This window comes from Streptomyces sp. NBC_00247, assembly GCF_036188265.1.
In the GTDB taxonomy this organism is placed as follows: Bacteria; Actinomycetota; Actinomycetes; order Streptomycetales; family Streptomycetaceae; genus Streptomyces.
In genome coordinates this window covers 2,769,063-2,792,545 of the sequence record NZ_CP108093.1, presented here as the reverse complement: position 1 = coordinate 2,792,545, position 23,483 = coordinate 2,769,063, and the positions used below count along the sequence as shown (strand labels likewise).

Sequence of the window (23,483 nt, the reverse complement as noted above, 5' to 3'; positions counted from 1 at the left end):
CACCTGCGCGAAACGGCTGCCCGCCCCTCCCGGACGTACGGGGGGCGGGCAGCCGTTTCACGTGTGCTGGGATCATGCGGGGATGCGCGCACTCGACGAACTCGTCCACGTGGACAATCCCGCCTGGCCCGAGGTACGGGAGCTGTTCTCCGCCGGTACGGCTTTGGTCGAGGTGTTCCCCGTCGACCGGGACGAGGCCGAGCGGTGTCTGCTCCGGACACAGGTCACCGTCGCCTCGACGCTGGGCGCCCTGGCGTGGCACAGCGGCGGCCTGCTCGTCGACGGGTGGGTCCGCGTGTTCGGCGGCGGCGGTGGAGGCGCGGGCTTCGCGGGCGAGGGCCGGCTGCCGAGCCTCGCCCGGGTCAACGCGTTCCCCGCCGGCCTCGACGCCACCTGGTATCCGGCCGGCGGCCTGATAGTCGGCCATGACGTCCTGGGCGGGGTCTTCGCCCTGAACGGCCACGACCCCGCAGCGGCGGACCGGCCAGGCCTCCCGGGACAGATGATCTACTTCGCCCCCGACTCGCTGGAGTGGGAAGCGCTGGACATGGGCCACTCGGGGTGGATCTCCTGGCTGGCCTCCGGGGGGACGGACGGGTTCTACCAGGACCTGCGGTGGCCCGGCTGGCGCGAGGAGGCCGCCGCGCTCTCCTGCGCGCAGGGGTTCTCCGTGTACCCGTTCCTGTGGTCGAAGGAGGCGCACGACGACCTCGCGGCCACCAGCCGCCGCGCCGTCCCGATGCGGGAGGTGCTCGGCGTGGCCGCCGACTTCGCCCGGCAGATGGGCCCGGCCGATCCGGGGTTCCTGGGCAGGGTCTGAGGCGGGGCCGACCTTCCTCGGCCGCTGCCGGGCGGGGCGCGGGAAGGTCAGCCGAGCGGGGTGTCCAGGACCGCCTTGCGGTGGGTGAAGGTGTCGATCGAGTAGGGGCCGTGGTAGCTGCCCATGCCGCTCTCGCCGACCCCGCCGAACGGCAGGTCGGAGACGGTCAGGTGGGCGAGCGGCAGGCCGATGCCGACGCCGCCCGAGGAGGTCTCGGCCAGCAGCCGCTCGCGGACCCCGGCCGACTCGGTGAACGCGTAGAGCGCCAGCGGCTTGTCCCGGTCGTTGATGAAGTCGATCGCCTCGTCCAGTCCGGCCACGGTGAGGATCGGCAGCACCGGGCCGAAGATCTCCTCGCCCATCACGGGGGAGTCCGGGGAGACGTCGGCGAGCACGGTCGGCGCGATGTACTTCGTCGCCCGGTCGTGGGAGCCGCCGGTGACCGTACGGCCGGAGTCCAGCAGGCGTACCAGGCGGTCGAAGTGGCGCTCGTTGATGATGCGGCCGTACCCGGGGGAGGCCGAGGGATCACTGCCGAACTGCGCCTCGACGGCGGCGGCGAGCGCGTCCGTGAGGGCGGCGGCGGTCTCCGGGTCGGTGAGGACGTAGTCGGGGGCCACGCAGGTCTGGCCCGCGTTGAGGAACTTCCCCGAGGCGAGCCGCTGCGCGACCGTCTTGAGGTCGGTGTCCCGGTCCACGAAGACGGGGGACTTGCCGCCCAGCTCCAGCGTCACCGGGGTGAGGTGCTTCGCGGCGGCGGTCATCACGATCCGGCCGACCGTGCCGTTGCCGGTGTAGAAGATGTGGTCGAAACGCTCCTCCAGCAGGGCCGTCGTCTCCTCCACGGCGCCCTCGACGACGGCGACCGCGTCGGTGTCCAGGAAGCGGGGGAGCAGCCGGGCCACGGCGGCGGAGGTGGCGGGGGCCAGTTCGCTGGGCTTGGCGACCACGCAGTTGCCGCCCGCCAGCGCGCCCGCGAGAGGGGCGAGCAGCAGCTGCACCGGGTAGTTCCAGGGGGCGATGACCAGGACCACCCCGAGCGGGTCCCGCACGGTGAGCGCGGTGGCTCCGGCGGCGGCGAGCCCGGCGTGCACGGGGGCCGGTTCGGGGCGCAGCCAGTCTTCGAGGTGCTCCAGGGTGTGGTCGATCTCCCGGACGGTGAAGTCGATCTCGGTCCGGTAGGACTCGGCGCGGCTCTTGCCGAGGTCGGCGTGGAGCGCGTCGGCCAGCTCGTCGCCGTGCTCGGTGAGCAGGGCGCGCAGCTGCTCCAGCTGACGGGTGCGCCAGGCCAGGTCCTTCGTGCGGCCGGTGCGGAAGGTGGTGCGGAGGCGGGCGACGACGTCGGCCGGGGACTCGGAGGGCATGGGGGCTCCCTACTGCGGGGCGTCTCGATATCAGGAAGTTGACATCGTCAAGCAACGCATTTCATGTAACGACCAGAAGTTGAGTAAGTCAAATAATCGGAACGCGGCGTACGGTGGATGTCCGCACCGCCCACCCCTTTGCCCCGCTCCCCGCGCCTCTGCCCAAGGATGACCACCCCATGCCCCCGGAACCGGCACCCCGCGCCGACCGCGCCGTCCCCACCCCGGACGACCTGCTGGAGCCCCTGGCCGTCGTCGTACGAGGGCACTCCGACGACCTCACCGCCGTCGCCGCCCGCCACGGCCTGAGCAGCGCGCAGGCCCGTGCCCTCGTCGCGCTCGACGCGCCGATGCCGATGAGCGCCCTCGCCCGCCACCTGGTCTGCGACGCCTCCAACGCCACCGGGCTCGTCGGCCGCATGGAGACCCGGGGCCTGCTCGTCCGCACCCCCGCCCCCGGCGACCGCCGCTCCAAGGTCGCCTCCCGCACTCCCGAGGGCACGGAGCTGGCCCACCGGATACGCGCCGAGATGCGCGTGGTGCACGGCGCGCTGGAGGCGCTCACCCCGGAGGAACGCACCGCGCTGCTGCCGCTGCTGGAGCGTCTGGGCGGGCTGCTGGGCGGGTGAGCGGCCGTCCGTCAACGCGGACGGACGCCCGGGAGCGGGGACGTATCCGGGCAGCCTGCGATCGTGGACCCCGCGGCGTCACCCGGCACGGACGCCGAGGACGAGGAGAAGGCACCTTCCACAGGTGTCACGAACGTGCGGACTTCGGCCCGTCCAGGCGATCGCGGAGGTGGGCGACGGCCTGGTGCGGCAGGCCGCGCCTCACGAGACGTTCGGCGAGGGTGATGGCGCCGTACACCGTTCCGCAGTGGAGGAGGTCCTCGTCGGGGTCGGCGGCATCTGCCGGCACCGCTCCGTCCTCGGCGCGGTCGCCCATCTCCATCACCCGGGCCCTCATGAGCGCCAGCTCCTGCGGGCTGCCGTTGTGGCGGGTGAAGTGGTCGCCGATGTAGGTGAGGGCGTCATCGGCCCGCCCGGCATCGACCAGGATGCGGCAGAGCAGGTGGATGATCCAGTCGCTGTCGCCGCCCGCCGTCTCGGCGACCGCGCTCAGTACGTCGACGGCCTCGTCGTGGCGGCCGTGGCGGGCAAGGCATTGGGCGAGGTCGAATGCCGCGTGGGGGTCCCCGGTGCTCGCGGGCGGACCGAGCAGGGCGACCACGTCCGTAATCCGGCCCTGCTCTTCCAGCAACTGGGCCAGGGCGGCCAAGGCGTACTGCTCGCCTCCGTCGATCGGGAACGCGCGCAGTTCGGCCTCGCGGCCGTGGCGGGCGAGGAGACCGGCAAGCTCCTGGGCGTGGAACGCGTACACGACACCGTCGATCCGAACGTGCCTGCTCAGCAGGTTGATCGCCTCGTCGATCCGGCCTCGGAGCTCCAGGAACCTGGCATGCAGAGGGACGGTGTCCACGGCATCCGAGCCGGAGGCGAACGGTTCGGTCGGGCCGATCCCGACATCGGGGAGCAGCGCGGCGATTTCGGCGTCGCGGCCGCGGCCCGCGGCGAGTTCCACCAGTTCCTCGGCGAGGTGGACATCCGCGGCACGTGGACCGAGCAGGGCGACGACCTGGTCCAGGTCGTCCAGTCGAGCGAGTAGCCGCGCCAGGTCGCGCAGGGCGCCCCGGTGCCCCGAGTCGGCGAGCGGACGCAGCAGCTCGATGGCCTCGTCGTACCGCTGCGATGCGGAGAGCAGCGCGGCGACCGCCTCGACGGCGGGCCACCATCCGGTGGCCGCGAACGGCTGTAGCGATGCCGACGCCGTCGCCCGCCCCTCCGGGCCGGACGCGGCAGCCGCCTCGGCAAGCTGACGGGCACAGAACCAGTCACCGCGGCTCGCCGCCCGGCGCAGGATGTCGTCGTGGCCGTAGTCGTGAAGGAGCGCGGCGACGGTGGGCGGTATCCAGCCGTCGTAGGTGCGATGGCGGTGGTCGAGGTCGACATGGTCCATGATCGCGAACTTAGGGCGCGCGCCGTCGGCAGGACAAGTGCGTGGAGGAGCCCGAGCGGACGGCACGTCGGTCGGCACCGCCGATGCGCGGTCAGCCGCCCGCCGGTCGCTCCACGCCGCTGGTCAGGCGGTCGCCGGCGGAGGCGTCCCCGGCGCTTCGTCGGGGCCGGTACCGCGCTCGCGGCGCTTGAGCTCGTCCTCGCGGCGGCGCAGGTCCGCCTCCCAGTCCTTCAGGAGCGACTCGTCCTTCTTGTTCTCCGCGCGGAGGCTGTTGAGGAACTCCGGGTTGTCGTCCGGCGCCACCCACTGGGTGCGGTGGTCGCGGTGCCACTCGGAGGGCGTACGGCCTCCGGCGGGCACGTGCCGCAGCTTGCCCGCGGCCAGCCAGACGATCGGGCCGACGATCCAGAACAGCAGGATGATGAAGACCCAGGCGACCTTCGGCAGGTGCTTGGCCTCGTCCTCCGGGGTGTTGAGGCAGTCGATGAAGGCGTAGATCGTCAGCGCCAGCGGCAGGAGATAGATCAGGGCCCTGAGCATGGTTGAGGCGTCCCCCTGGGAAAACGGCGGGGCGTGAAGGCCCCCGGTGAGCCGACAGGGTACCGGCTACGGATGACACCCCACGGCGAGCAGATGTGAACTGGCGGCGAGAAGCTCCGGATGAGCCTCCGCCAGACGGGCCGCGGCGAGCGCGGACTCAAACAGCGGCGAGTCCACGAGCGACTCCCCGGTGTGCTGCTCCGTCGCCTTCAGCAGCGACCAGGCAGGCCCCTCGATCCCGTACACCACCGGGTCCTCGCACCCGGAGTCGCGCAGTTCGGCCGCCAGTTCCTCCGGGGTGTGGAAGTACGCCTCGGTGAACCCGCGCCGGCCGTCGTACACCCCCGTCGCCAGGCTTTCCACGATGCTCTCCCCGATGGCGGGGTGGTGCAGGTGGGCGTAGGCGGTGTGCTCGAAGAGCGGGGCGTACCGGTTGATGCCCGCCGCCGCGACCAGCCCGCCCGGCCGGACCACCCGGCGGGCCTCCGCCAGGGCGGCCTTCCGGTCGGCGGGGTCGGTCAGGTGGTAGAGCGGACCGAGCAGCAGCACCGCGTCGTACGTGGCGTCCCCGGCCGGGAGCGCCCGCGCGTCCCCCTGCTCGGCGGTGGCCCCGGTCTCCAGGGCCTCCTGGACGTGCCGCTCGACCGGGTCGACGAGGTGGACCTCGTACCCCGCCTCCACCAGCCAGCGCGCGTGCGCACCCGGCCCGCCGCCCACGTCGAGCACCTTCGCAGGAGCGGGCGGCAGGTGCCTGCGCAGTAGTTCCCGGGTCCGCACCAGCTCCAGCACCCCGTCCGCGTTCTTGGTGAGCCGGGCGGACTCGTCGTAGCCGGAGGTGTAGAAGTCGATGATCCCGGGGGGTACCTGATGCGGCGCCATGCGTGCCTCCTGGGGTGGCCATGAGTGGGAGCGAACTCCTGGACTAACCTAACCGGTTGACCAGTCCAGCGACCAGGAGGCTGCGATGCCGCTTCTCAAGTACGAGCAGATCGCGGAGTCACTGCGTGCTCGCATCACCGACGGCGAGTTCGGCCCGGGTGACCTTCTCCCGTCCGGCCGTGACCTGTGCGAACAGTGGTCCGTCTCCCGGGCGACCGTCATCAAGGCGATGGACGTACTTCGCGCGGACGGGCTGGTGGTCGCGCGGCAGGGTTCGGGATTCACTGTGGTGGAGACGCCGCTGGCGCGCCCGGCGGGGCGGCGGATCGCCGGTTCCGCGCGCCTTTCGGGCGGCTCGGCCTTCCGTCGCCTCGGGACGCCGGTCCGGGAAGTGCCTCCGGAGAAGGTGGCGGAGGCGCTGTGTCTGGATCCGGAGGTCGCCGCACTCCGCCGTGACCGGCTCATGCTGCTGGACGACGGAGCGCCGCAGTCGCTGGTCGTTGCGTGGTTCCCGCCGGACATCGCCGATGCCTGCCCGAGGCTCGCGCAAGCCGGACCGCTGATGGAGGGCACCACCCACTACGTCGCCCGCACCACTGGCAGGCGCCCCGCTGAGGGCGTCGACGTGTCGACGGTCCGGTTGGCCTCCCGGCATGAGGCAGAGCTTCTGGGGCTCACACTTCCCGAAGCGGTTGCCGTCGTCCTTCATACGGCGTCGGACTCCGAGGGCAGGCCGCTTGTCTGCGAGGAGGGCGTGACACCGGCGCGGGTATGGGAGCGCACGGACGCCTACCCGATGAGCTGAGACCGATACCCGATGGGCTGAAGACGACCGGCATCCTTGACTGGACCGGTCAACCGGTCCAGTCTTCGATGTATGACACCAGATCACCTCGACACATCGACTGCTCGTTTACTTCCGTGGACACGCGAGGACGGCGCCCCCTGCTACCTCGTGACGAACGGGCAGGGCCCTGTCTCGCGCATGGCCGACGAGATGGAGCGGACGCAGATGCGTATGGCCGTCGAGGTCCAGGAATACGCGCACGCCCTGACGGAGGACCCCGACGTGACGGTTCTTGAGCTTCGCTTTGTCGCCACCCGGCTCTCCGAGTGCCTGACCGACGCACTGCGCATCGCGGAAAGCCGGGGCGGCCGACTGGAACGGAAGCGGATGCCTGAGTGACGTCCGCGCCACCTGCTCATCCGCCCCGCCCCGGCGCGGCGGCGGGGGAGCCCCCGAGGGTGAGCGTGGGGAGGATGACAAACTGGTGGGCATGGCTTACGACGATCTTCGCTCCCTGCTCCGGGCCTTGGAACGTGAGGGCGATCTCAAGCGCATCAAGGCCGAGGTCGATCCGTACCTCGAAGTCGGCGAGATCGTCGACCGCGTGAACAAGGCCGGCGGGCCGGCGCTGCTCTTCGAGAACGTCAAGGGGTCCTCGATGCCCCTGGCCATGAACGTGTACGGCACCGACCGGCGGCTGCTGAAGGCGCTCGGGCTGAAGGCGTACGCGGACATCAGCGACAAGATCGGCGGGCTGCTGAAGCCGGAGCTGCCGCACGGGTTCGTCGGTGTGCGCGAGGCTTTCGGGAAGCTCGGCTCGATGATCCACGTGCCGCCGAAGAAGGTGAAGGGGGAGAGCGCCCCCGTCCAGGAGGTCGTCCTCATGGGCGACGACGTCGACCTGGACCAGCTGCCCGCGCTCTTCACCTGGCCCGAGGACGGCGGTTCCTTCTTCAACCTGGGGCTCACCCACACCAAGCACCCCGAGACCGGCGTCCGCAACCTCGGGCTCTACCGCCTCCAGCGCCACGACCGCCGGACCATCGGCATGCACTGGCAGATCCACAAGGACAGCCGCAACCACTACCAGGTCGCCGCCAAGCGGGGCGAGCGGCTGCCGGTGGCCATCGCCTTCGGCGCGCCGCCGGCCGTGACGTACGCGTCCACCGCGCCGCTGCCCGGGGACATCGACGAGTACCTCTTCGCCGGGTTCGTCCAGGGCAAGCGGATCGAGATGGTCGACTGCAAGACCGTGCCCCTCCAGGTCCCGGCCCACGCCGAGGTCGTCATCGAGGGCTGGCTGGAGCCGGGCGAGATGCTCCCGGAGGGGCCCTTCGGCGACCACACCGGCTTCTACACGCCGCAGGAACCGTTCCCCGCACTGACCATCGACTGCGTGACCATGCGGAAGCGTCCGCTGCTCCAGTCGATCGTGGTCGGCCGCCCGCCCACCGAGGACGGGCCGCTGGGCCGCGCCACCGAACGGTTCTTCCTGCCGCTGCTGAAGATCATCGTCCCGGACATCGTGGACTACCACCTGCCCGAGGCCGGCGGCTTCCACAACTGTGCGATCGTTTCGATCGACAAGAAGTACCCCAAGCACGCCCAGAAGGTCATGAGTGCCGTCTGGGGCGCCCACATGATGTCGCTGACCAAGCTGATCGTCGTCGTGGACTCCGACTGCGACGTCCACGATCTGCACGAAGTGGCCTGGCGGGCGCTCGGCAACACCGACTACGCCCGGGACCTGACGGTCACCGAGGGGCCCGTCGACCACCTCGACCACGCCTCCTACCAGCAGTTCTGGGGTGGCAAGGCGGGCATCGACGCGACGAGGAAGTGGCCCGAGGAGGGTTACACGCGGGACGGAGGCTGGCCGGAGATGGTCGAGTCCGACCCGGAGACGGCGGCGAAGGTCGACCGCCGCTGGAAGGAATACGGACTGTGACTGCCGCAGAAGCAGCGCTGGGCCACGGCCCGGCGCAGCCCAGTAGCAAGGTGAAGGCGTTCCTGCGGCTGGTGATGATCGAGCACTCGGTGTTCGCGCTGCCCTTCGCGTACATCGCCGCGCTGATCGCGATGTTCCAGGTCAGCGAGTCGATCCACTGGGTCGAGCTGCTGCTCGTCACGGTGGCGATGGTGGGACTGCGGACCTTCGCGATGGCGGCGAACCGGATCATCGACCGGGAGATCGACGCGCGTAACCCGCGTACCGCGACCCGCGAGATCGTCACCGGCGCGGTCTCCGTGCGTTCCGCGTGGACGGGCGCCTTGGTCGCGCTGGTCTTCTTCCTCGGCGCCGCGGCCCTCCTCAACCCGCTCTGCCTCGCGCTCGCGCCGCTCGCGATCGTGCCGATGGTGGTCTACCCGTACGGCAAGCGGTTCACGAACTTCCCGCACGCCATCCTCGGCATCGCCCAGGCCATGGGCCCGATCGGCGCCTGGCTCGCGGTGACCGGCAGCTGGTCGTGGGACGCGGTCGTCCTGGGGCTGGCCGTCGGCGTCTGGATCGGCGGGTTCGACCTGATCTTCGCCTGTCAGGACGTCCGCGCCGACCGCGCGCACGGCGTGCTTTCGGTGCCCGCCCGCTTCGGCATCCCGGCCGCGCTCTGGGGCGCCCGGGTCTGCCACGCGATCACCACCGGACTGCTCGTCTGGTTCGGCCTCGCCACCGACGCGGAGCTCTTCTACTGGATCGGCATGGTGATCGTCGCCGTGGCCTTCGTGTACGAGCACCGGGTGGTGCGCCCGCACGACCTGTCCCGGCTCAACCGGGCGTTCTTCTCCGTCAACGGCTTCATCGGCATGGCGCTCTTCGCCTGCACCCTGCTCGACCTGGTGGTGCGCGGCCTCACGCCGTGACGGCGGTGTACGGGCGGCGGCGCGGCCTGCGGAACAGGAAGGCCGCGCCCACCCCGCCGATCAGCCCGAAGAGGTGGGCCTGCCAGCTGATGCCCGAGTCGGTGGGGAGCACGCCCCAGATGATCGAGCCGTAGACGCCCGCGACGAGGACGCCGACCACGACGTCCAGCGCGCGGCGGTCCACGAAGCCGCGGACCAGCAGGTGGCCGAAGAGCCCGAAGACCACCCCGGACGCCCCGAGGGTGACCGTGCCCGCCGGGGCGGTCAGCCAGACGCCGAGTCCGCTCACCACCACGATCGTCGCCACCACGCCGAGGAACCGGCGGACGTCCGCGAGCGCCGCCGTCCAGCCGAGGACCAGCAGCGGGACGGTGTTGGAGGCGAGATGGCCCCAGCCGCCGTGCAGGAAGGCGGCGGGCACGACGTCGAGCAGCTCGGCGGGGTCGCGCGGGCTGATGCCGTACGGGTCCAGGGCGTGGTCCGTCACCACGTCGATGCCCTCCAGCAGCCAGAGCAGCGCGATCCAGCCCACCATCAGCGCGCCCGCCGTCACGGCCCGTGCGCCGGCTCCGGGGGGCGTACGGACGTCGGTCATGGCTTCCTCCTCGTACCGGTGGCCGGGGGACGGCCGCGGGGCGGCCATCGGACGGCACGAGGAACAACGCCCCGGAGCCCCTGCCCGGTTCCGGGTTCGGCCGGTGTGCGGGGGACGGATACTCTCGGCGTGTGGAATCCACGACTTCAGTGAGTCAGCAGCGGCGACGGCCTTGGATTGTCGGGGTGTCCGGCGCCTCGGGGACCCCGTTCGCCGCTTCGGTGGTGCGCGGTCTGATCGCCGCCGGTGAGGACGTCGACCTGGTGGTGAGCCGCGCCTCGCGGCTCACGCTGCTGGACGAGACGGGGATCGCCTTCCGCGACGGGCACTGGCGGGACGACCTGGCGAGCTGGCTCGCCCGGGGGGCGGACGGGAAGCCGGACACCTTCGACCCGGACCTCTCCGGGGTGCGCCACTGGCCCGCCGGGGACCTCGCGGCGGGGCCGTCCTCGGGGTCGTACCCGGCGAAGGGGATGCTGATCGTGCCGGCTTCGACGGCCTGTGTGGCCGGGGTCGCGCTCGGGCTGTCCAAGGACCTGCTCCAGCGGGCGGCGAGCGTCACGCTCAAGGAGCGGCGCACCCTCGTCGTCGCCGTACGGGAGACACCCCTGAGCGGCGCGACGCTGAAGCAGATGGTGGCCCTGGACGAGGCGGGGGCCGTGGTGCTGCCCGCGTCCCCGGCGTTCTACGCGGGCGCCACGCACATCCAGGACCTGGTGGACTTCGTCGCCGGACGGGTGCTGGACGCGGCGGGGGTGCCGCACGGCCTGTACCGCCGGTGGGAGGGGGAACTCGGTGGTGGCTCACGTACCGCCTGAATCCCGCGCCGCCCGGTCGGCGGCGAGCTGCGGTTCGCGTTCTTGAATCTTCTGAAGGATTCATAGGGTCAGGGCCCTATTTGCCTTAAAATCTATACACAGACTTGCGATAGAGCTGAACAATGGAAGGTTCTTTCATATGGACGCGGTGGACAGGCAGCTCATCCAGGCCCTTCGGGAGAACGGCAGGGCGTCGTACGCCGAACTGGGCCGGCTCGTGGGCCTCTCCGGGCCCAGCGTCACCGACCGGATCAACCGGCTGGAGACCGCCGGGGTGATCACCGGCTACCGCGCCACCGTCAACGCGGCGGCGCTCGGCCTCGGCGTCACCGCGCTGATCGGCATCTCCCTCTCCGACGCCGCCGACCACGAGGACGTGGCCCGCCGGCTGCGCGATCTGGAGGAGATCGAGGACGCCTGGTTCATCGCGGGCGACGACTCCTACATGCTGAAGGTGCGCGTCGGCGACGTCGACGGCCTGGAGAAGACGATCCGGCGGCTGAGCGGGACGAAGGGCGTCTCCCGCACCCGGACGACCATCGTGCTCTCCACGAAGTGGGAGAACCGGGTCGGGGAGCTTCCCGAAGAGCGTTGAGGGGTGTCCCCGGGGATCGCGGGGGAACCGCGGGGCGTACGGTGGTGCGAAGTCTGTTACGTAGAGAAATGAGAGGCGTATCTGTGGACGCGGGACTCAAGCGCGAGCTGGAGGAGAAGGTCCGGGCCGGCGAGCGGCTGAGCCGCGAGGACGGGATCGCTCTCTACGAGTCCGACGACCTGGCCTGGCTCGGCGGTCTGGCCCACGAGGTGCGGACCGTCAAGAACGGTGACGTCGTGCACTTCAACGTCAACCGGCACCTCAACATGACGAACGTGTGCACCGCCTCGTGCGCGTACTGCTCGTTCCAGCGCAAGCCGGGCGAGAAGGACGCGTACACGATGCGCATCGAGGAGGCCGTCCGCCTCGCCAAGGCGATGGAGAACGACAACCTCACCGAGCTGCACATCGTCAACGGGCTCCACCCGACCCTGCCGTGGCGGTACTACCCGCGCTCGCTCAGCGCCCTCAAGGAGGCGCTGCCGAACGTGGCGCTGAAGGCGTTCACGGCGACGGAGATCCACCACTTCGAGACCATCTCCGGGCTCAGCGCCTCCGAGATCCTCGACGAGCTGATCGAAGCCGGTCTGGAGTCGCTGACCGGCGGCGGCGCGGAGATCTTCGACTGGGAGGTCCGCCAGCACATCGTCGACCACAACACCCACTGGGAGGACTGGTCGCGCATCCACCGCCTCGCGCACGAGAAGGGTCTCAAGACCCCGGCGACGATGCTGTACGGGCACATCGAGGAGCCCCGTCACCGCGTCGACCACGTGCTGCGGCTGCGCGAGATGCAGGACGAGACCGGCGGTTTCCAGGTCTTCATCCCGCTGCGCTACCAGCACGACTTCGTGGACATGAAGGACGGCAAGATCCGCAACAGGCTCCAGGCGCGGACGACGATGGCCACCGGCGCCGAGGCGCTGAAGACCTTCGCCGTGTCCCGGCTGCTGTTCGACAACGTGCCGCACGTCAAGGTGTTCTGGGTGATGCACGGCGTGCAGACCGCTCAGCTGGCGCTCCAGCACGGCGCGGACGACATGGACGGATCGGTCGTCGAGTACAAGATCACGCACGACGCGGACAACTACGGCACGCCGAACAAGCTGGGCCGTGACGATCTGCTGGAGCTCATCCGGGACGCGGGCTTCCAGCCCGTCGAGCGCAACACCCGGTACGAGATCATCCGCGAGTACCCGGGCCCGGACGCCGACCGGCGCGAGTCGCCGCAGGCGATGCGGGTCTGACACGAGGTTTCGGCCGGGTCCCGAGGGTCTCGGCGGCAGGTGTTCCCACCTGCCGCCGGGGCCCTTCGGCGTGTGCGCCGGTGCGGTGCGTCCGGCTGGCCGGTGTGCCGTGCCGGGGGAGTCCCGTCCCCCGGAGAGCTGGTTGAGGCCGCCCGGATGTAATGGTTAACCTTGATTCATGCCTCTTACCTTCACGCTGGACCCCGCCTTCGACCCCCAGTTGCGCGACGGCCTCCTGGAGCTCTGGACCGACGTCTCCAACGCGGGCGGCTCGGTCGGCTTCGTGCCGCCGGTCACCATCGAGGACATCCGCCCCGAGCTGCTCAAGCACCTCACCGCCCTCGTCGAGGGCCGCACCCGGCTGCTCGTCGGCAGGGACGAGAGCGGTGCCGTGGCGGCTACGGCCTTCCTCACCCTCAACACCCACCGGCTGATGGGGCACTGGCTCTGGCTGTACACCGTGATGGTCCACCCCTCCCACCAGGGCAAGGGGTACGGGCGTGACCTCATGGCGGCGGCGGCCGAGGCGGCGCGCGGCATGGACGGCATCGAGGCCATCCGGCTCACCTGCCGGGGCGGCACCGGAGTGGACCGCTTCTACGAAAGCTGCGGCTACAAGGAGGTGGGCCGGGTGCCGGACGCGATCCGGGTCGCCCCCGGCGACGACCGGGACGACATCACCATGCTGCTCCCGCTCCTCTGACCGCCTCCGCCCGCTCCGTCCGGCAGCCGCGGGGGCGGTGGCCCGGCGCGTTCCCGCAGTTCAGCAGGGGGTGCGCGGGGTGTACGGGGGGCTCGCGGCAACCCTGTGAACCGAACGATTTCGGGGCATGCTTCACTGGTCGGGCAGGATCGCAACACCGTCGTACGTAGAGAGAGGTTCAGCCGTGTCCGCTGCCAAGCCGAGCGCAACGATCCGGTACTCCGCGCTGCGACTGCTGATTTTCGTCGCCTGCTTCTTCGTCTCCGGAGTGGCGGTCCACTTCGGCGTGATCCCCTCCGGCGTCGGCGGCTCCAACGTCGTCTGGGTCGTACTCCTCGGGCTGGTGCTGTCCGCCCCCCTCAGCTACGTCCTGCTGCGCAAGCAGCGCGACGAGATGTCCGCCCAGGTCGTCGACAAGGTGAGCCGCGCCAAGTCCCGCCTGGAGGCGAACCGCACGCGCGAGGACGCCGTCCAGTAGGGCGCGGTTCGCGTTCCGCCGGAACTCGGCACGTAACCTTCGTCACACCGACGCCCTTCGGGGGCGTCGCGCATCGGACCCCGGACCGGAGCAAGTCGCTCCGGAACCGGGGTCTTTGGCGTTCTTATCCGCTGCTTACGCGTCGCGAACGGCGGGATACGTGGTCATAGAAACGCTTTGAGGACCCCAAAGTCACGGTGTTAACGTGAACGACATGAAGACAGCAGTGCGAATCCGCTACGCCCCGGGCGTCCCGCTCGTGGCGCGCCTGCACGTCGATCTCTGCCGCCGCACGACCGCGGCCTGTTGTCGCGTCTGACCGACGACACGCAGCGGCGCCGCCTCCCGGCGAGGACGCCGCCTTCCCGTCCCCACACCTTTCCCGCGTACCCGCGCCCCCGTGCGTACGCCGCGTCCTGTCTGGAGTGTGTCCGTGTCCGCGAACTCCGCGTCCACCACGGAGACCGCCGAGCCCAAGAGCTCCGGTTTCCGTATACCGAAGGTGCCCTTCTGGGCCCAGATCGTCGCCGGTCTGGTCCTCGGTGTCGTCCTCGGCTGGATCACCCGCTCGTACGACGTCGCGTGGCTCTACACCACGCTCGACAAGATCGGCCACATCTTCGTCCAGCTGCTGAAGCTGGCCGTCGCGCCGCTCGTCTTCTTCGCGATCCTGGTGTCGATCACCAACCTCCGCAAGGTCAACAACGCGGCCCGGCTCGCCACCCGCACCCTGCTCTGGTTCATGATCACCTCGCTGATCGCGGTGGCCATCGGTCTCGCCATCGGCCTGATCACCAACCCGGGCTCCGGCACCGGCCTCACGCCGAAGGACGGCCTCAAGCCCGAGCACGCCGGCTCCTGGCTCGACTTCCTCACCGGCATCGTCCCGACCGACGTGATCACGCCGTTCACCGAGCTGAACGTCCTCCAGATCGTCTTCATGGCCGCCGTCGCCGGCATCGCCGCCCTGAAGCTCGGCGAGAAGGCCCAGCCGATCCTCACCCTCAGCGAGTCGATCCTGGAGCTGCTCCAGAAGGCCCTGTGGTGGGTCATCCGCCTCGCCCCGCTCGGCACCGTCGGCCTCATCGGCTACGCCATCGCCGACTACGGCTGGGACCTCATCGGCAAGTACGCCACCTTCACCGCCGACGTCTACGTCGGCTGCGCCCTGGTGCTGTTCGGTGTCTACCCGCTGCTGCTCGCCACCGTCGCCAAGGTCAGCCCGATCCAGTTCTTCAAGGGCGCCTGGCCCGCGATCCAGCTGGCGTTCGTCTCCCGCTCCTCGGTGGGCACCATGCCCGTCACCCAGAAGGTCACCGAGCGCCTCGGCGTCCCGAAGGCGTACGCCTCCTTCGCCGTGCCGTTCGGCGCCACCACCAAGATGGACGGCTGCGCCGCGATCTACCCGTCGCTGGCCGCGATCTTCATCGCGCAGATCTTCGACGTGCAGCTCGGCGTCGGTGACTACATCCTGATCGCCTTCGTCTCGGTCATCGGTTCGGCCGCCACCGCCGGTCTCACCGGCGCGACGGTCATGCTGACGCTGACCCTCTCGACGCTGGGTCTCCCGCTGGAGGGCGTCGGCCTGCTCATGGCCATCGACCCGATCCTCGACATGATGCGCACCGCCACCAACGTGGCCGGCCAGGCGCTGGTCCCGGTGATCGTCTCGGCCCGCGAGAAGATCCTCGACCTCGACAAGTACGGTTCCGCCTCCGCCTCACCGGTGGACGAGATCGAGGTCGTCGAGGAGGAGCCCGTACGGGTCCCCGTCGCCGCCTGAAGCGCGTGGCGAAAGGAGCGCCGTCCGTCCGGAGGACGGGTCCGGCGGGACCTTCACCACACGGCCCAACCGGCACGGCACACCACTGACGCAGGGGCGTCCGGTCCTTCGGGACCGGGCGCCCCCGCGTCGTTCCGGGGCCCGGGGAGCCGAGGGAACCGCCCGGCTCCCCGTACCCTTACTCGGGAGTAAGGCAGCGGGGGCGGAAGGAAGTCCGACATGGATGCGGTGAAGAGCAAGCGGATGCCACGCGCCGTGCGTGAGCGGCAGATGATGGACGCGGCGGTACAGATCTTCGGGCAGCGCGGCTACCGCGCGGCCTCGATGGACGAGATCGCGGAGCTCGCCGGTGTGTCGAAGCCGCTGGTCTACCTGTACCTGAACTCCAAGGAGGAGCTCTTCACCGCGTGCATCCGCCGTGAGGCGAAGGCGCTGGTGGACGCGGTCCAGGCGGGGGTCGAGCCGGGGCTGCCCGCCGACCGCCAACTCTGGGAAGGGCTGCGCGCCTTCTTCGTCCACACCGCCGAGAACCCGGACGGCTGGGCGGTGCTGCACCGCCAGGCGCGTACGCACGGGGAGCCGTTCGCCTCGGAGATCACCACGATGCGGGACGAGATCGTCGCCTTCGTGACCGGGCTCATCGGTGCCGCCGCCCGGGAGGCGCACCACGATCCCGCGCTGCCCGACCGGGACGTGGTGGGCCTCGCGCAGGCGCTCGTGGGCGCCGCCGAGGCGCTCGCGGGCTGGGCCAACGAGACCCCGGGCGTCTCGGCCCGGGAGGCGGCGGCCACCCTGATGAACTTCTCCTGGGCGGGCCTGGAGAACCTCATGAACGGGCGCCCCTGGCAGCCGCCGGCCTGACGCGGTGCGGGGCGCGCCCCTGGCGCTCTCAGGGAGCTTCCGGGGCGAGCCCTTCGGCGACCAGGCCCGCGTGGACCGCCTTGCCGAGCGCCTGTACGGCGGACCGGGGGCGCACCATCACGGTGAACTCCTTGATCAGACCGGCCTCGTCGTAGTGGAGCAGGTCGATTCCGTGGATCTGGACGCCGTCCACGGTGGCCCGGAAGAGCAGGACCTCCGAAGGCGCCTCGGTGCCGTCGGCGCTGGTCTCGGCCGCGCCCTCGTAGCGGCCGACGTAGTGGAAGCCCTCGAAGACCCGGAGCAGGACTCCGAAGAGCCCGAGCACCTGGGCCTTGCCGTCGAAGGGGGTGAACTTCACCGGGCTGTAGAGGCGGACGTCGTCGGTGAACAGGGCGTCGAGCGCTCCGAGTTCACCCTTCTCCACGGCGGCCTGGAAGCGGTCGGCGGTCTCCATGGTTCCTCCTGGTGGTGGTGCGGTTCGTGCGGGGCGTGCCCTGTGGGGTCGTACCGTACGGGATCACAGGTCCCGGGTCACCGCACCAGTGAGGTGGACCCGCCCACCGTCCGGGCCGCCGCGCAGCTGGAACCTGGTGCCCGAGCCGTCCGCCGCGTACGTCACCGTGCCCGGCAGCAGCACCGGGGCCCGGAACTCCGCCCGTACGGTGCGGATGTGCTCGGCGCCCTCCGCCTCGGCGAGGCACCGGGCGACGGTCCACATCCCGTGGGCGATGGCCCGGGGGAAGCCGAACAGGCGGGCGGTGAGCGGGTGGAGGTGGATCGGGTTGCGGTCCCCGGACGCGGCGCCGTACCGCCGCCCCAGGTCGCCGGTGAGCCGCCACTCGGCGACGGCGGGCAGGCCGGGGAGGGGGTCGGGCGCCGGGGCGGGGTCCGCGGGGGCTTCCCGTACGGCGTGGCGGGCGAGGTATCCGCTGCGGGACTCCCACACCGGCTCGTCCGCGACCCGGGCCTCCGTCACCACGGTGACCTCGGTCCCGCGCCGGTGCGGTGACAAGGTCTCGGCCCGAACCGTCAGTTGGAGGGGTTCATCGGGGTGGACCGGGCGGTGGGAGGCGATCTCGATCCAGGTGTGGACGAGGCCGAGGACCGGCAGCGGGAACGACCGTGCCGTCATCAGCCGCATCGCGAGCGGGAAGGCCAGCACGTGCGGGTAGGTCAGGGGGAGCGGGCCGGCGGCCGGGAAACGGCAGATGTGGCGGTAGCGCGTCAGGAGTTCGGCCGGCGCGGGTGATCCGGGGCGGGTGATCCGGGTGGCCGGGAGAAGCGCTCCGGGGCGCCCGGGACGCTTGAGCGGAGAGGTCAACGCGCCGCGCAGGAGCATGAGTTCGAGGCCGGTCATCAGCTCACGCCCCCAACAGGCTCTGGCCGCAGACCCGTACCACCTGTCCGTTGACGGCGGTGGAGGCGGGCTGCGCGAACCAGGCGGTCGTCTCGGCCACGTCCACCGGAAGTCCGCCCTGGGAAAGGGAGTTCATGCGTCGGCCCGCCTCGCGGATGAAGAGCGGTACGGCGGCGGTCATCTTCGTCTCGATGAATCCGGGGGCGACCGCGTTGACCGTGACGCCGTGCTCGGCGGCGGCCCGGGGGGCCAGCGAGCGGACGAGGCCGATGATGCCCGCCTTGCTCGCCGCGTAGTTGGTCTGCCCGTTGTTGCCGGCGATGCCCGCGATGGAGGCGGTGGCGACGATCCGGCCACCCCGGTTGAGGGTGCCCCCCTTGAGGAGCGCGTCCGTGGTCCGCAGCACCGAGTCGAGGTTGACGTCGATCACCGAGGCCCAGCGGTCGGCCGCCATGTTGGCGAGCCTGCGGTCCCGGGTGATGCCGGCGTTGTGCACGAGGACGTCGAGCCCGTCCGGTACCGCCGCCGCGATCCGCTCGGCGGCGTCCGGTGCGGTGATGTCCAGCGCCAGCGCGGTGGCGCCGAGCCGGTCGGCCGTGCGCACCAGGTCGTCCTCGGCCTGGGGGACGTCGAGGCAGATCACCCGGGCGCCGTCCCGGGCCAGCACCGAGGCGACGGCCTCGCCGATGCCCCGCGCGGACCCGGTGACCAGCGCGGTACGGCCGGAGAGCGGGGCGAACCAGTCGGCGACCGGGTCCGGCGTGGCGCCGGAGACCTCGACGACCTGGCCGCTGACGTACGCGGACCGGGGCGAGAGCAGGAAGCGCAGGGTGGACTCGGCGGACGCGGCGGCGCCCGGTGCGATCCGTACCAGCTGCACGGTGGCGCCCCGGCCGATCTCCTTGCCGAGCGACCGGACGAACCCCTCCAACGCCTGCTGTGCGGAGGCCTGGTGGTGGTCCTCGGGGGACGGGACCGTACCGAGGACGACGATCCGGCCGCTGCGGGCGAGCGAACGGACGACCGGGTGCAGGGCCGCGTGGAGGGCGGCGAGCCCGGTCGCGGAGGTGATGCCCGTCGCGTCCACCACGATCCCGGCGGGGCGGTCCGCCCGCTCCACCACCGGCAGTCCGAGGCGGGCGAGCAGCTCGCCGACCTCTCCCGGGACGGCGGGTCCGCCCGCCGTGAGGTGCAGTACCGGCCCGTCGAGCGTGGGCGTCTGAAGGGACCAGCGGCGCAACGGCGCGGGCTGGGGGAGGCCCAGGCGGCGGGTGAGGAAACGGCCGGGGGCTGTGCCGGTCAGGTGCAGATAGCGGTCGGCCATTGTCCAGACTCCCTGCTCGGTCTTAGATTTACTCCAGAGTAAGGTTACTCAAGAGTCAGGAGCTGGTCGAGATGAACCGCCTCAGGTCGTGCCCGCGAACTTCCGTCCCGCGCCCGGCAGCACGGCGACGTCCCGCGACGGCCGGGACGAGAGGGCCGCGATGATTCCCCTCCCCGAGCCGCGCCGGGTCGCGATCCTCGGCGGCAGTCGCATCCCGTTCGCCCGCTCCGACGGCCCCTACGCCGAAGCGTCCAACCAGCTGATGCTCACCGCCGCGCTCGACGGGCTGGTCGAGCGGTTCGGCCTGGCCGGGCAGCGGGTGGGGGAGTTCGCCGCCGGCGCCGTCCTCAAGCACAGCCGCGACTTCAACCTCGCCCGTGAGACCGTGCTCGGCTCCCGGCTCGACCCCCGCACCCCGGCGTACGACCTCCAGCAGGCGTGCGGCACCGGGCTCCAAGCCGTCGTCGCCGTCGCCAACAAGATCACCCTCGGGGCGATCGACTCGGGCATCGCGGGAGGTGCGGACACCGCGAGCGACGCCCCGCTCGGCGTCAACGACGAACTGCGCCGCATCCTGCTGAGCGCCCGCCGGGCCAAGGGCAACGCGGCCCGGATCAAGGCGCTCGCGGCGGTCCGCCCCCGCCACCTCGTCCCCGACGTCCCGCGCAACGCCGAACCCCGCACCGGCCTTTCGATGGGGGAGCACGCGGCGATCACCGCCCGCCGCTGGGGCGTCACCCGCGAGGACCAGGACGTACTGGCGGCGGCGAGCCACCAGCGGCTGGCCGCCGCCTACGACCGGGGGTTCCTGGACGACCTCGTCGTCCCGTACCTCGGTCTGGAGCGGGACCAGAACCTGCGTCCCGGCTCCACCGTCGAGAAACTCGCCACGCTGAGGCCGGTGTTCGGCATCGGTGAACCCGGCGCGACGATGACCGCCGGGAACTCCACCCCGCTCACCGACGGTGCCGCCACCGTGCTGCTGGCGAGCGAGGAGTGGGCCGAGGCGCGCGGTCTGGAGCCGCTGGCGTACCTCTCGCTGTACGAGAGCGCCGCCGTGGACCACGTGCACGGCGAGAACGCCGAGGACGGCCTGCTGATGGCCCCCGCCCTCGCCGTGCCCCGGCTGCTGGAGCGGGCCGGTCTGACCTTCGCCGACTTCGACCTGTTCGAGGTCCACGAGGCGTTCGCCTCGCAGGTGCTGGCCACGCTCGCCGCCTGGCAGCAGCAGGGTCTCGGCCCCGTCGACCGGGAGAAGCTCAACGTGGCCGGTTCCTCGCTCGCCACCGGCCACCCGTTCGCCGCGACCGGCGCCCGGATCGTCGCCACCCTCGCCAAGCTCCTCGCGGAGCGCGAGGGGCCGGGGCGCGGACTGGTCTCGATCTGCGCCGCCGGTGGTCTGGGGGTGACGGCGATCCTCGAACGGCCCTGACGGCGGTACGCGAACGGCCCCGACACGAGAGGCCGTTCGCCCGCCGGACCCGCCCCGTGACCGCCCGCCACCGTCCCCGCCCGAGGAGCCGCACGTGTCCACGCCCCCCGCCCCGTCCACATCCCCGGCGAACGCCGGACCCGCCGCGCTGCCCGTCCTGGTCCCCCCGCTCACCCTGCGCGACGCGGCCGGCAGGGTGCGGGAGGCCTCCGTGCCCGCGTTCGCGCCGCCCGTCCGCCACGGCTCGCTCGCCGACATCCCCTTCGACAACGCGCGCGAGGCACCCGCGGACGCGGTCCTCAGCCGCAAGCAGGAGGACGGCGGTTGGCGGGACGTGACCGCACGGGAGTTCGCCGACGAGGTGCGCGCCGTCGCCAAGGGTCTGATCGCGGAGGGGTTCCAGCCCGGCGCCCGCATCGCGATCATGTCCCGCACGACGTACGAGTGGACCCTGCTCGACTTCGCCGCCTGGGCCGCCGCGCTGGTCACCGTGCCCGTCTACCCGACGTCCTCGGCGTACCAGGTGCGGTGGATCCTCCAGGACTCCGGTGCGCAGGCCTGCGCGGTCGAGGGGAAGGAACAGGCGCGGATCGTCAGCCAGGAGCGCAAGGAGCTCGGCGGGCTGGCCCATCTCTGGCAACTGGACACCGGGGCGCTCGGCCGGCTCAAGGCGGCGGGCGCGGGCGTGCCCGACGCGGCGGTGGACGAACGCCGCGCCCTGCTGAGCCCGGACAACGCCGCCACCCTGATCTACACCTCGGGCACCACCGGCCGCCCCAAGGGGTGCGTGCTCACCCACGGCAACTTCTTCGCCGAGGTCGACAACGCCATCGAACTGCTGCACCCGGTCTTCAAGTCGGTCTCCAGGTACCCGGCCTCCACCCTGCTGTTCCTGCCGCTCAGCCATGTCTTCGGCCGGATGGTCGCGGTCGGCTGCCTGCGCGCCCGGGTCCGGCTCGGGCACGCCCCCTCGATCCGCACCGAGGACCTGCTGGAGGATCTGGCCGGCTTCAAGCCGTCGTTCCTGCTGGCGATCCCGTACGTCCTGGAGAAGGTCTTCAACACCGGACGGGCCACCGCCGAGAAGATGGGCCGCGCCTCCTCCTTCGACCGGGCCGCCGGGATCGCCCAGCGGTACGGCCAGGCGGTCGAGGCCGCCGAACACGGCACCGGGCCGGGCCCCGGCAGGGCCCTGAGGATGGCCCGCGCGCTCTACGACCCGCTGGTCTACCGCCGCATCCGCGCCGCCCTCGGCGGCCACGTCCGGTACGTCATCTGCGGCGGCTCCCCGCTGGGCCGCAGGCTCGCCTCCTTCTACGCGGGCGCCGGCATCGAGATCTTCGAGGGGTACGGCCTCACCGAGACCACCGCCGCCCACACGGTGACCCCACCGCTCAAACCCCGACTGGGGACGGTCGGCTGGCCGCTGCCGGGCGGTGCGGTGCGGATCGCCGACGACGGCGAGGTGATGCTCCGGGGCGGCCAGGTCTTCCACGGCTACTGGGACGCGCGGCGCGGCGCGTCCGTGCCGGTGCTCGACGACGGCTGGTTCGCCACCGGCGACCTCGGCGCGCTCGACGACGACGGCTACCTCACCATCACCGGCCGCAAGAAGGACATCATCATCACCTCGGGCGGGAAGAACGTCGTCCCGGCCCCGCTGGAGGACTGGCTGCGCGCCCATCCGCTGGTCGGCCAGTGCATGGTCGTCGGCGACAACCGCTCCTTCATCACCGCGCTGATCACCCTGGACGAGGACGGTCTCGCGCACTGGCGGCAGATGAAGAAGAAGCGGGGCGTCCCGATCCGCGAGCTGAGCCACGACCCGGAACTCCTGGAGACGATCCAGCACGCGGTGGACGAGGCCAACAGCTCCGTCTCGCGCGCCGAGTCGATCCGCAGGTTCACCGTGCTGCCCGTCGGCTTCACCGAGGAGAACGGCCGGCTCACGCCCTCGCTGAAGCTCAAACGGGACGTGGTGGCACGGGACTTCGCGGCCGAGATCGAGGAGATGTACCGGAAGTAGGCCGGGGCGCCGGGGCCGGGCAGGGGGCGGTGGGCGGGTGGCGGCAGGCGGGCGGGGGTCTATTGGTGCGGCCAGGCCTCCGGCATGCTGGGGGCTGTTCGGCTCGATGTGACGCCCGTACCCCCACGACGCCCGGCTCTCGACCCGGAGGATGAATCCGCGTGCGATCCCCCCTGCGCATCGCCCTGCTCACGCTCGTCGCCCTGGTGGCCGGTCTGCTGTACGCCACTCCGGCCGCGGCGGCCCCGAACTTCAAGGCCCCCTACCCCTGCGGCCAGCAGTGGACCTACAGCCACCACTCGGCCGAGGTCCGCCTCGCCCTCGACTTCGTCCGTACCGACGGGGGCGCCACGGCGGGCACACCCGTGCTGGCCTCGGCCGCCGGTACCGCCTACCGCTACTCCCAGCCCAGCCCAGCGGCGCCGGCAACTACACCGCCGTCGACCACGGCGGCGGCTGGCAGACCTACTACTTCCACCTCTCCGCGTACTCCGTCGCCAACGGGGCCCAGGTCACCCAGGGCCAGCAGATCGGGGTGACCGGCTCGACGGGCAACAGCTCCGGCGCGCACATCCACTACGAGCAGCTGTACAACGGCGTCGGACAGAACATCGTGCTCAACGGCCAGTCCCTGGCGCCCTATCCGGGGGCCTACTACAGCAAGTACCTGACCAGCGACAACGGATGTGGTGGTGGCAGTACGGGGAAGCACTGGGTCGACACCTTCGCCAACGCCACCGGCTACGCGGCCGCGAACACGGCCGACGCCCAGGGCGTGCTCAACGCCGGTACCAACTACGTGTACTGCAAGGTCTGGGGTGCGCAGATCGGCTCCGGCTCGGCCTTCAACCACTGGTGGCTGCGGACCGACCTGGACACGGTGTACGCGGGCAAGAACGGGCGCAACGCCTACGTCTCGGCGTACTACCTCTCCCGCTGGGGCAACGACGAGGCCCGCGACAACAACGGCACGGTGATCCCGGACTGCTGAACGGG

The 23,483-nt window shown here is 71.4% G+C and carries 23 protein-coding genes and 1 pseudogene; 16 read left to right on the top strand and 8 right to left on the bottom strand.

The features are described 5' to 3' along the window. Window positions 1–82: 82 nt before the first annotated feature. Window positions 83–820 carry a DUF2625 family protein gene (locus OHT52_RS11705; protein ID WP_328720082.1) on the top strand — a complete coding sequence of 246 codons (738 nt, stop codon included), beginning with the start codon at window positions 83–85 and terminating at the stop codon, window positions 818–820. 47 nt (window positions 821–867) lie between these two features. Here OHT52_RS11705 and OHT52_RS11700 read toward each other — a convergent pair whose 3' ends face one another. Further along, window positions 868–2,184, bottom strand: coding sequence for an aldehyde dehydrogenase family protein (locus tag OHT52_RS11700; RefSeq protein ID WP_328720081.1), 1,317 nt, complete (start codon window positions 2,182–2,184; stop codon window positions 868–870). A gap of 179 nt (window positions 2,185–2,363) precedes the next feature. On the opposite strand from OHT52_RS11700, the gene OHT52_RS11695 reads away from it, so the two are divergent. Continuing rightward, a complete protein-coding gene (locus tag OHT52_RS11695; protein WP_328720080.1) occupies window positions 2,364–2,813 on the top strand; it encodes a MarR family winged helix-turn-helix transcriptional regulator in 450 nt (149 codons plus the stop codon). 127 nt (window positions 2,814–2,940) lie between these two features. Here the strand turns inward: OHT52_RS11695 and OHT52_RS11690 are convergent, their stop codons facing one another. The 3 genes from OHT52_RS11690 to OHT52_RS11680 form a co-directional block, all read right to left on the bottom strand. Beyond that, complete coding sequence (locus OHT52_RS11690) at window positions 2,941–4,200, bottom strand: tetratricopeptide repeat protein (protein ID WP_328720079.1); 1,260 nt, start codon at window positions 4,198–4,200, stop codon at window positions 2,941–2,943. A gap of 123 nt (window positions 4,201–4,323) precedes the next feature. Next, complete coding sequence (locus tag OHT52_RS11685; protein WP_328720078.1) at window positions 4,324–4,740, bottom strand: PLD nuclease N-terminal domain-containing protein; 417 nt, start codon at window positions 4,738–4,740, stop codon at window positions 4,324–4,326. A gap of 66 nt (window positions 4,741–4,806) precedes the next feature. Beyond that, window positions 4,807–5,619: a class I SAM-dependent methyltransferase gene (locus OHT52_RS11680; protein ID WP_328720077.1), complete on the bottom strand. Its 813-nt coding sequence runs from the start codon at window positions 5,617–5,619 to the stop codon at window positions 4,807–4,809. 85 nt (window positions 5,620–5,704) lie between these two features. Between OHT52_RS11680 and OHT52_RS11675 the strand changes: the two genes are divergently transcribed. The 4 genes from OHT52_RS11675 (at window position 5,705) to mqnP (ending at window position 9,268) form a co-directional block, all read left to right on the top strand. Continuing rightward, the gene (locus OHT52_RS11675) at window positions 5,705–6,424 is read left to right on the top strand and encodes a GntR family transcriptional regulator (protein WP_328720076.1); all 720 of its coding nucleotides are present in this window, start codon (window positions 5,705–5,707) and stop codon (window positions 6,422–6,424) included. A 180-nt stretch (window positions 6,425–6,604) separates the two neighbouring features. Next, complete coding sequence (locus tag OHT52_RS11670) at window positions 6,605–6,805, top strand: hypothetical protein (protein ID WP_328720075.1); 201 nt, start codon at window positions 6,605–6,607, stop codon at window positions 6,803–6,805. 91 nt (window positions 6,806–6,896) lie between these two features. Beyond that, window positions 6,897–8,354, top strand: a complete 1,458-nt coding sequence (locus OHT52_RS11665) for a menaquinone biosynthesis decarboxylase (RefSeq protein ID WP_328720074.1) — start codon at window positions 6,897–6,899, stop codon at window positions 8,352–8,354. Next, on the top strand, window positions 8,351–9,268 hold the full coding sequence (gene mqnP, locus OHT52_RS11660; RefSeq protein WP_328720073.1) for a menaquinone biosynthesis prenyltransferase MqnP: 918 nt from the start codon (window positions 8,351–8,353) through the stop codon (window positions 9,266–9,268). Before OHT52_RS11665 ends, mqnP begins: the two co-directional genes overlap by 4 nt. On the opposite strand, the gene OHT52_RS11655 is transcribed toward mqnP, so the two are convergent. After that, on the bottom strand, window positions 9,258–9,863 hold the full coding sequence (locus OHT52_RS11655) for a rhomboid family intramembrane serine protease (RefSeq protein WP_328720072.1): 606 nt from the start codon (window positions 9,861–9,863) through the stop codon (window positions 9,258–9,260). The two genes, mqnP and OHT52_RS11655, sit on opposite strands and share 11 nt — an antisense overlap. Window positions 9,864–10,012: 149 nt before the next feature. Here OHT52_RS11655 and OHT52_RS11650 point away from each other — a divergent pair, with 149 nt between their 5' ends. The 7 genes from OHT52_RS11650 to OHT52_RS11620 all read left to right on the top strand — a co-directional run bounded on the left by OHT52_RS11650 (window position 10,013) and on the right by OHT52_RS11620 (window position 16,348). After that, window positions 10,013–10,681: a UbiX family flavin prenyltransferase gene (locus OHT52_RS11650; RefSeq protein WP_328723702.1), complete on the top strand. Its 669-nt coding sequence runs from the start codon at window positions 10,013–10,015 to the stop codon at window positions 10,679–10,681. A gap of 139 nt (window positions 10,682–10,820) precedes the next feature. Further along, window positions 10,821–11,276: an Lrp/AsnC family transcriptional regulator gene (locus OHT52_RS11645; protein WP_328720071.1), complete on the top strand. Its 456-nt coding sequence runs from the start codon at window positions 10,821–10,823 to the stop codon at window positions 11,274–11,276. 83 nt (window positions 11,277–11,359) lie between these two features. Next, window positions 11,360–12,523 (top strand): aminofutalosine synthase MqnE, encoded by a 1,164-nt coding sequence (gene mqnE / locus OHT52_RS11640; protein WP_328723701.1) that lies wholly within the window; start codon window positions 11,360–11,362, stop codon window positions 12,521–12,523. 178 nt (window positions 12,524–12,701) lie between these two features. Further along, window positions 12,702–13,226 (top strand): GNAT family N-acetyltransferase, encoded by a 525-nt coding sequence (locus OHT52_RS11635; RefSeq protein ID WP_328720070.1) that lies wholly within the window; start codon window positions 12,702–12,704, stop codon window positions 13,224–13,226. A 184-nt stretch (window positions 13,227–13,410) separates the two neighbouring features. After that, complete coding sequence (locus tag OHT52_RS11630) at window positions 13,411–13,704, top strand: DUF4229 domain-containing protein (RefSeq protein WP_328720069.1); 294 nt, start codon at window positions 13,411–13,413, stop codon at window positions 13,702–13,704. 433 nt (window positions 13,705–14,137) lie between these two features. Continuing rightward, window positions 14,138–15,487, top strand: coding sequence for a dicarboxylate/amino acid:cation symporter (locus OHT52_RS11625; RefSeq protein WP_328720068.1), 1,350 nt, complete (start codon window positions 14,138–14,140; stop codon window positions 15,485–15,487). A gap of 219 nt (window positions 15,488–15,706) precedes the next feature. Then, a complete protein-coding gene (locus tag OHT52_RS11620) occupies window positions 15,707–16,348 on the top strand; it encodes a TetR/AcrR family transcriptional regulator (RefSeq protein ID WP_328720067.1) in 642 nt (213 codons plus the stop codon). Window positions 16,349–16,376: 28 nt separating this feature from the next. Here OHT52_RS11620 and OHT52_RS11615 read toward each other — a convergent pair whose 3' ends face one another. The 3 genes from OHT52_RS11615 to OHT52_RS11605 all read right to left on the bottom strand — a co-directional run bounded on the left by OHT52_RS11615 (window position 16,377) and on the right by OHT52_RS11605 (window position 19,029). Next, a complete protein-coding gene (locus OHT52_RS11615; RefSeq protein ID WP_328720066.1) occupies window positions 16,377–16,802 on the bottom strand; it encodes a nuclear transport factor 2 family protein in 426 nt (141 codons plus the stop codon). 63 nt (window positions 16,803–16,865) lie between these two features. Beyond that, the gene (locus OHT52_RS11610) at window positions 16,866–17,705 is read right to left on the bottom strand and encodes a MaoC family dehydratase (RefSeq protein ID WP_328720065.1); all 840 of its coding nucleotides are present in this window, start codon (window positions 17,703–17,705) and stop codon (window positions 16,866–16,868) included. A gap of 4 nt (window positions 17,706–17,709) precedes the next feature. Then, window positions 17,710–19,029 (bottom strand): 3-oxoacyl-ACP reductase, encoded by a 1,320-nt coding sequence (locus tag OHT52_RS11605; RefSeq protein ID WP_328720064.1) that lies wholly within the window; start codon window positions 19,027–19,029, stop codon window positions 17,710–17,712. 160 nt (window positions 19,030–19,189) lie between these two features. On the opposite strand from OHT52_RS11605, the gene OHT52_RS11600 reads away from it, so the two are divergent. From OHT52_RS11600 to OHT52_RS11590, 3 genes and pseudogenes are all read left to right on the top strand, one after another. Then, entirely contained in the window at window positions 19,190–20,461 is a 1,272-nt protein-coding gene (locus tag OHT52_RS11600; RefSeq protein WP_328723700.1) for an acetyl-CoA C-acetyltransferase, read from the top strand. Window positions 20,462–20,555: 94 nt separating this feature from the next. Then, window positions 20,556–22,487, top strand: a complete 1,932-nt coding sequence (locus OHT52_RS11595) for an AMP-dependent synthetase/ligase (RefSeq protein ID WP_328720063.1) — start codon at window positions 20,556–20,558, stop codon at window positions 22,485–22,487. Window positions 22,488–22,648: 161 nt separating this feature from the next. Continuing rightward, a pseudogene (locus OHT52_RS11590) lies at window positions 22,649–23,478 on the top strand (M23 family metallopeptidase). Window positions 23,479–23,483: the final 5 nt, after the last annotated feature.

Coding starts and splice junctions, on each gene's coding strand:
- OHT52_RS11655 (WP_328720072.1), bottom strand. CDS start 9,863: ATGACCGACGTCCGTACGCCCCCCGGAGCCGGCGCACGGGCCGTGACG.
- OHT52_RS11705 (WP_328720082.1), top strand. CDS start 83: ATGCGCGCACTCGACGAACTCGTCCACGTGGACAATCCCGCCTGGCCC.
- OHT52_RS11675 (WP_328720076.1), top strand. CDS start 5,705: ATGCCGCTTCTCAAGTACGAGCAGATCGCGGAGTCACTGCGTGCTCGC.
- OHT52_RS11665 (WP_328720074.1), top strand. CDS start 6,897: ATGGCTTACGACGATCTTCGCTCCCTGCTCCGGGCCTTGGAACGTGAG.
- OHT52_RS11610 (WP_328720065.1), bottom strand. CDS start 17,705: ATGACCGGCCTCGAACTCATGCTCCTGCGCGGCGCGTTGACCTCTCCG.
- OHT52_RS11685 (WP_328720078.1), bottom strand. CDS start 4,740: ATGCTCAGGGCCCTGATCTATCTCCTGCCGCTGGCGCTGACGATCTAC.
- OHT52_RS11600 (WP_328723700.1), top strand. CDS start 19,190: ATGATTCCCCTCCCCGAGCCGCGCCGGGTCGCGATCCTCGGCGGCAGT.
- OHT52_RS11645 (WP_328720071.1), top strand. CDS start 10,821: ATGGACGCGGTGGACAGGCAGCTCATCCAGGCCCTTCGGGAGAACGGC.
- OHT52_RS11690 (WP_328720079.1), bottom strand. CDS start 4,200: ATGGACCATGTCGACCTCGACCACCGCCATCGCACCTACGACGGCTGG.
- OHT52_RS11605 (WP_328720064.1), bottom strand. CDS start 19,029: ATGGCCGACCGCTATCTGCACCTGACCGGCACAGCCCCCGGCCGTTTC.
- OHT52_RS11695 (WP_328720080.1), top strand. CDS start 2,364: ATGCCCCCGGAACCGGCACCCCGCGCCGACCGCGCCGTCCCCACCCCG.
- OHT52_RS11615 (WP_328720066.1), bottom strand. CDS start 16,802: ATGGAGACCGCCGACCGCTTCCAGGCCGCCGTGGAGAAGGGTGAACTC.
- OHT52_RS11620 (WP_328720067.1), top strand. CDS start 15,707: ATGGATGCGGTGAAGAGCAAGCGGATGCCACGCGCCGTGCGTGAGCGG.
- OHT52_RS11635 (WP_328720070.1), top strand. CDS start 12,702: ATGCCTCTTACCTTCACGCTGGACCCCGCCTTCGACCCCCAGTTGCGC.
- OHT52_RS11670 (WP_328720075.1), top strand. CDS start 6,605: ATGGCCGACGAGATGGAGCGGACGCAGATGCGTATGGCCGTCGAGGTC.
- OHT52_RS11700 (WP_328720081.1), bottom strand. CDS start 2,184: ATGCCCTCCGAGTCCCCGGCCGACGTCGTCGCCCGCCTCCGCACCACC.
- OHT52_RS11680 (WP_328720077.1), bottom strand. CDS start 5,619: ATGGCGCCGCATCAGGTACCCCCCGGGATCATCGACTTCTACACCTCC.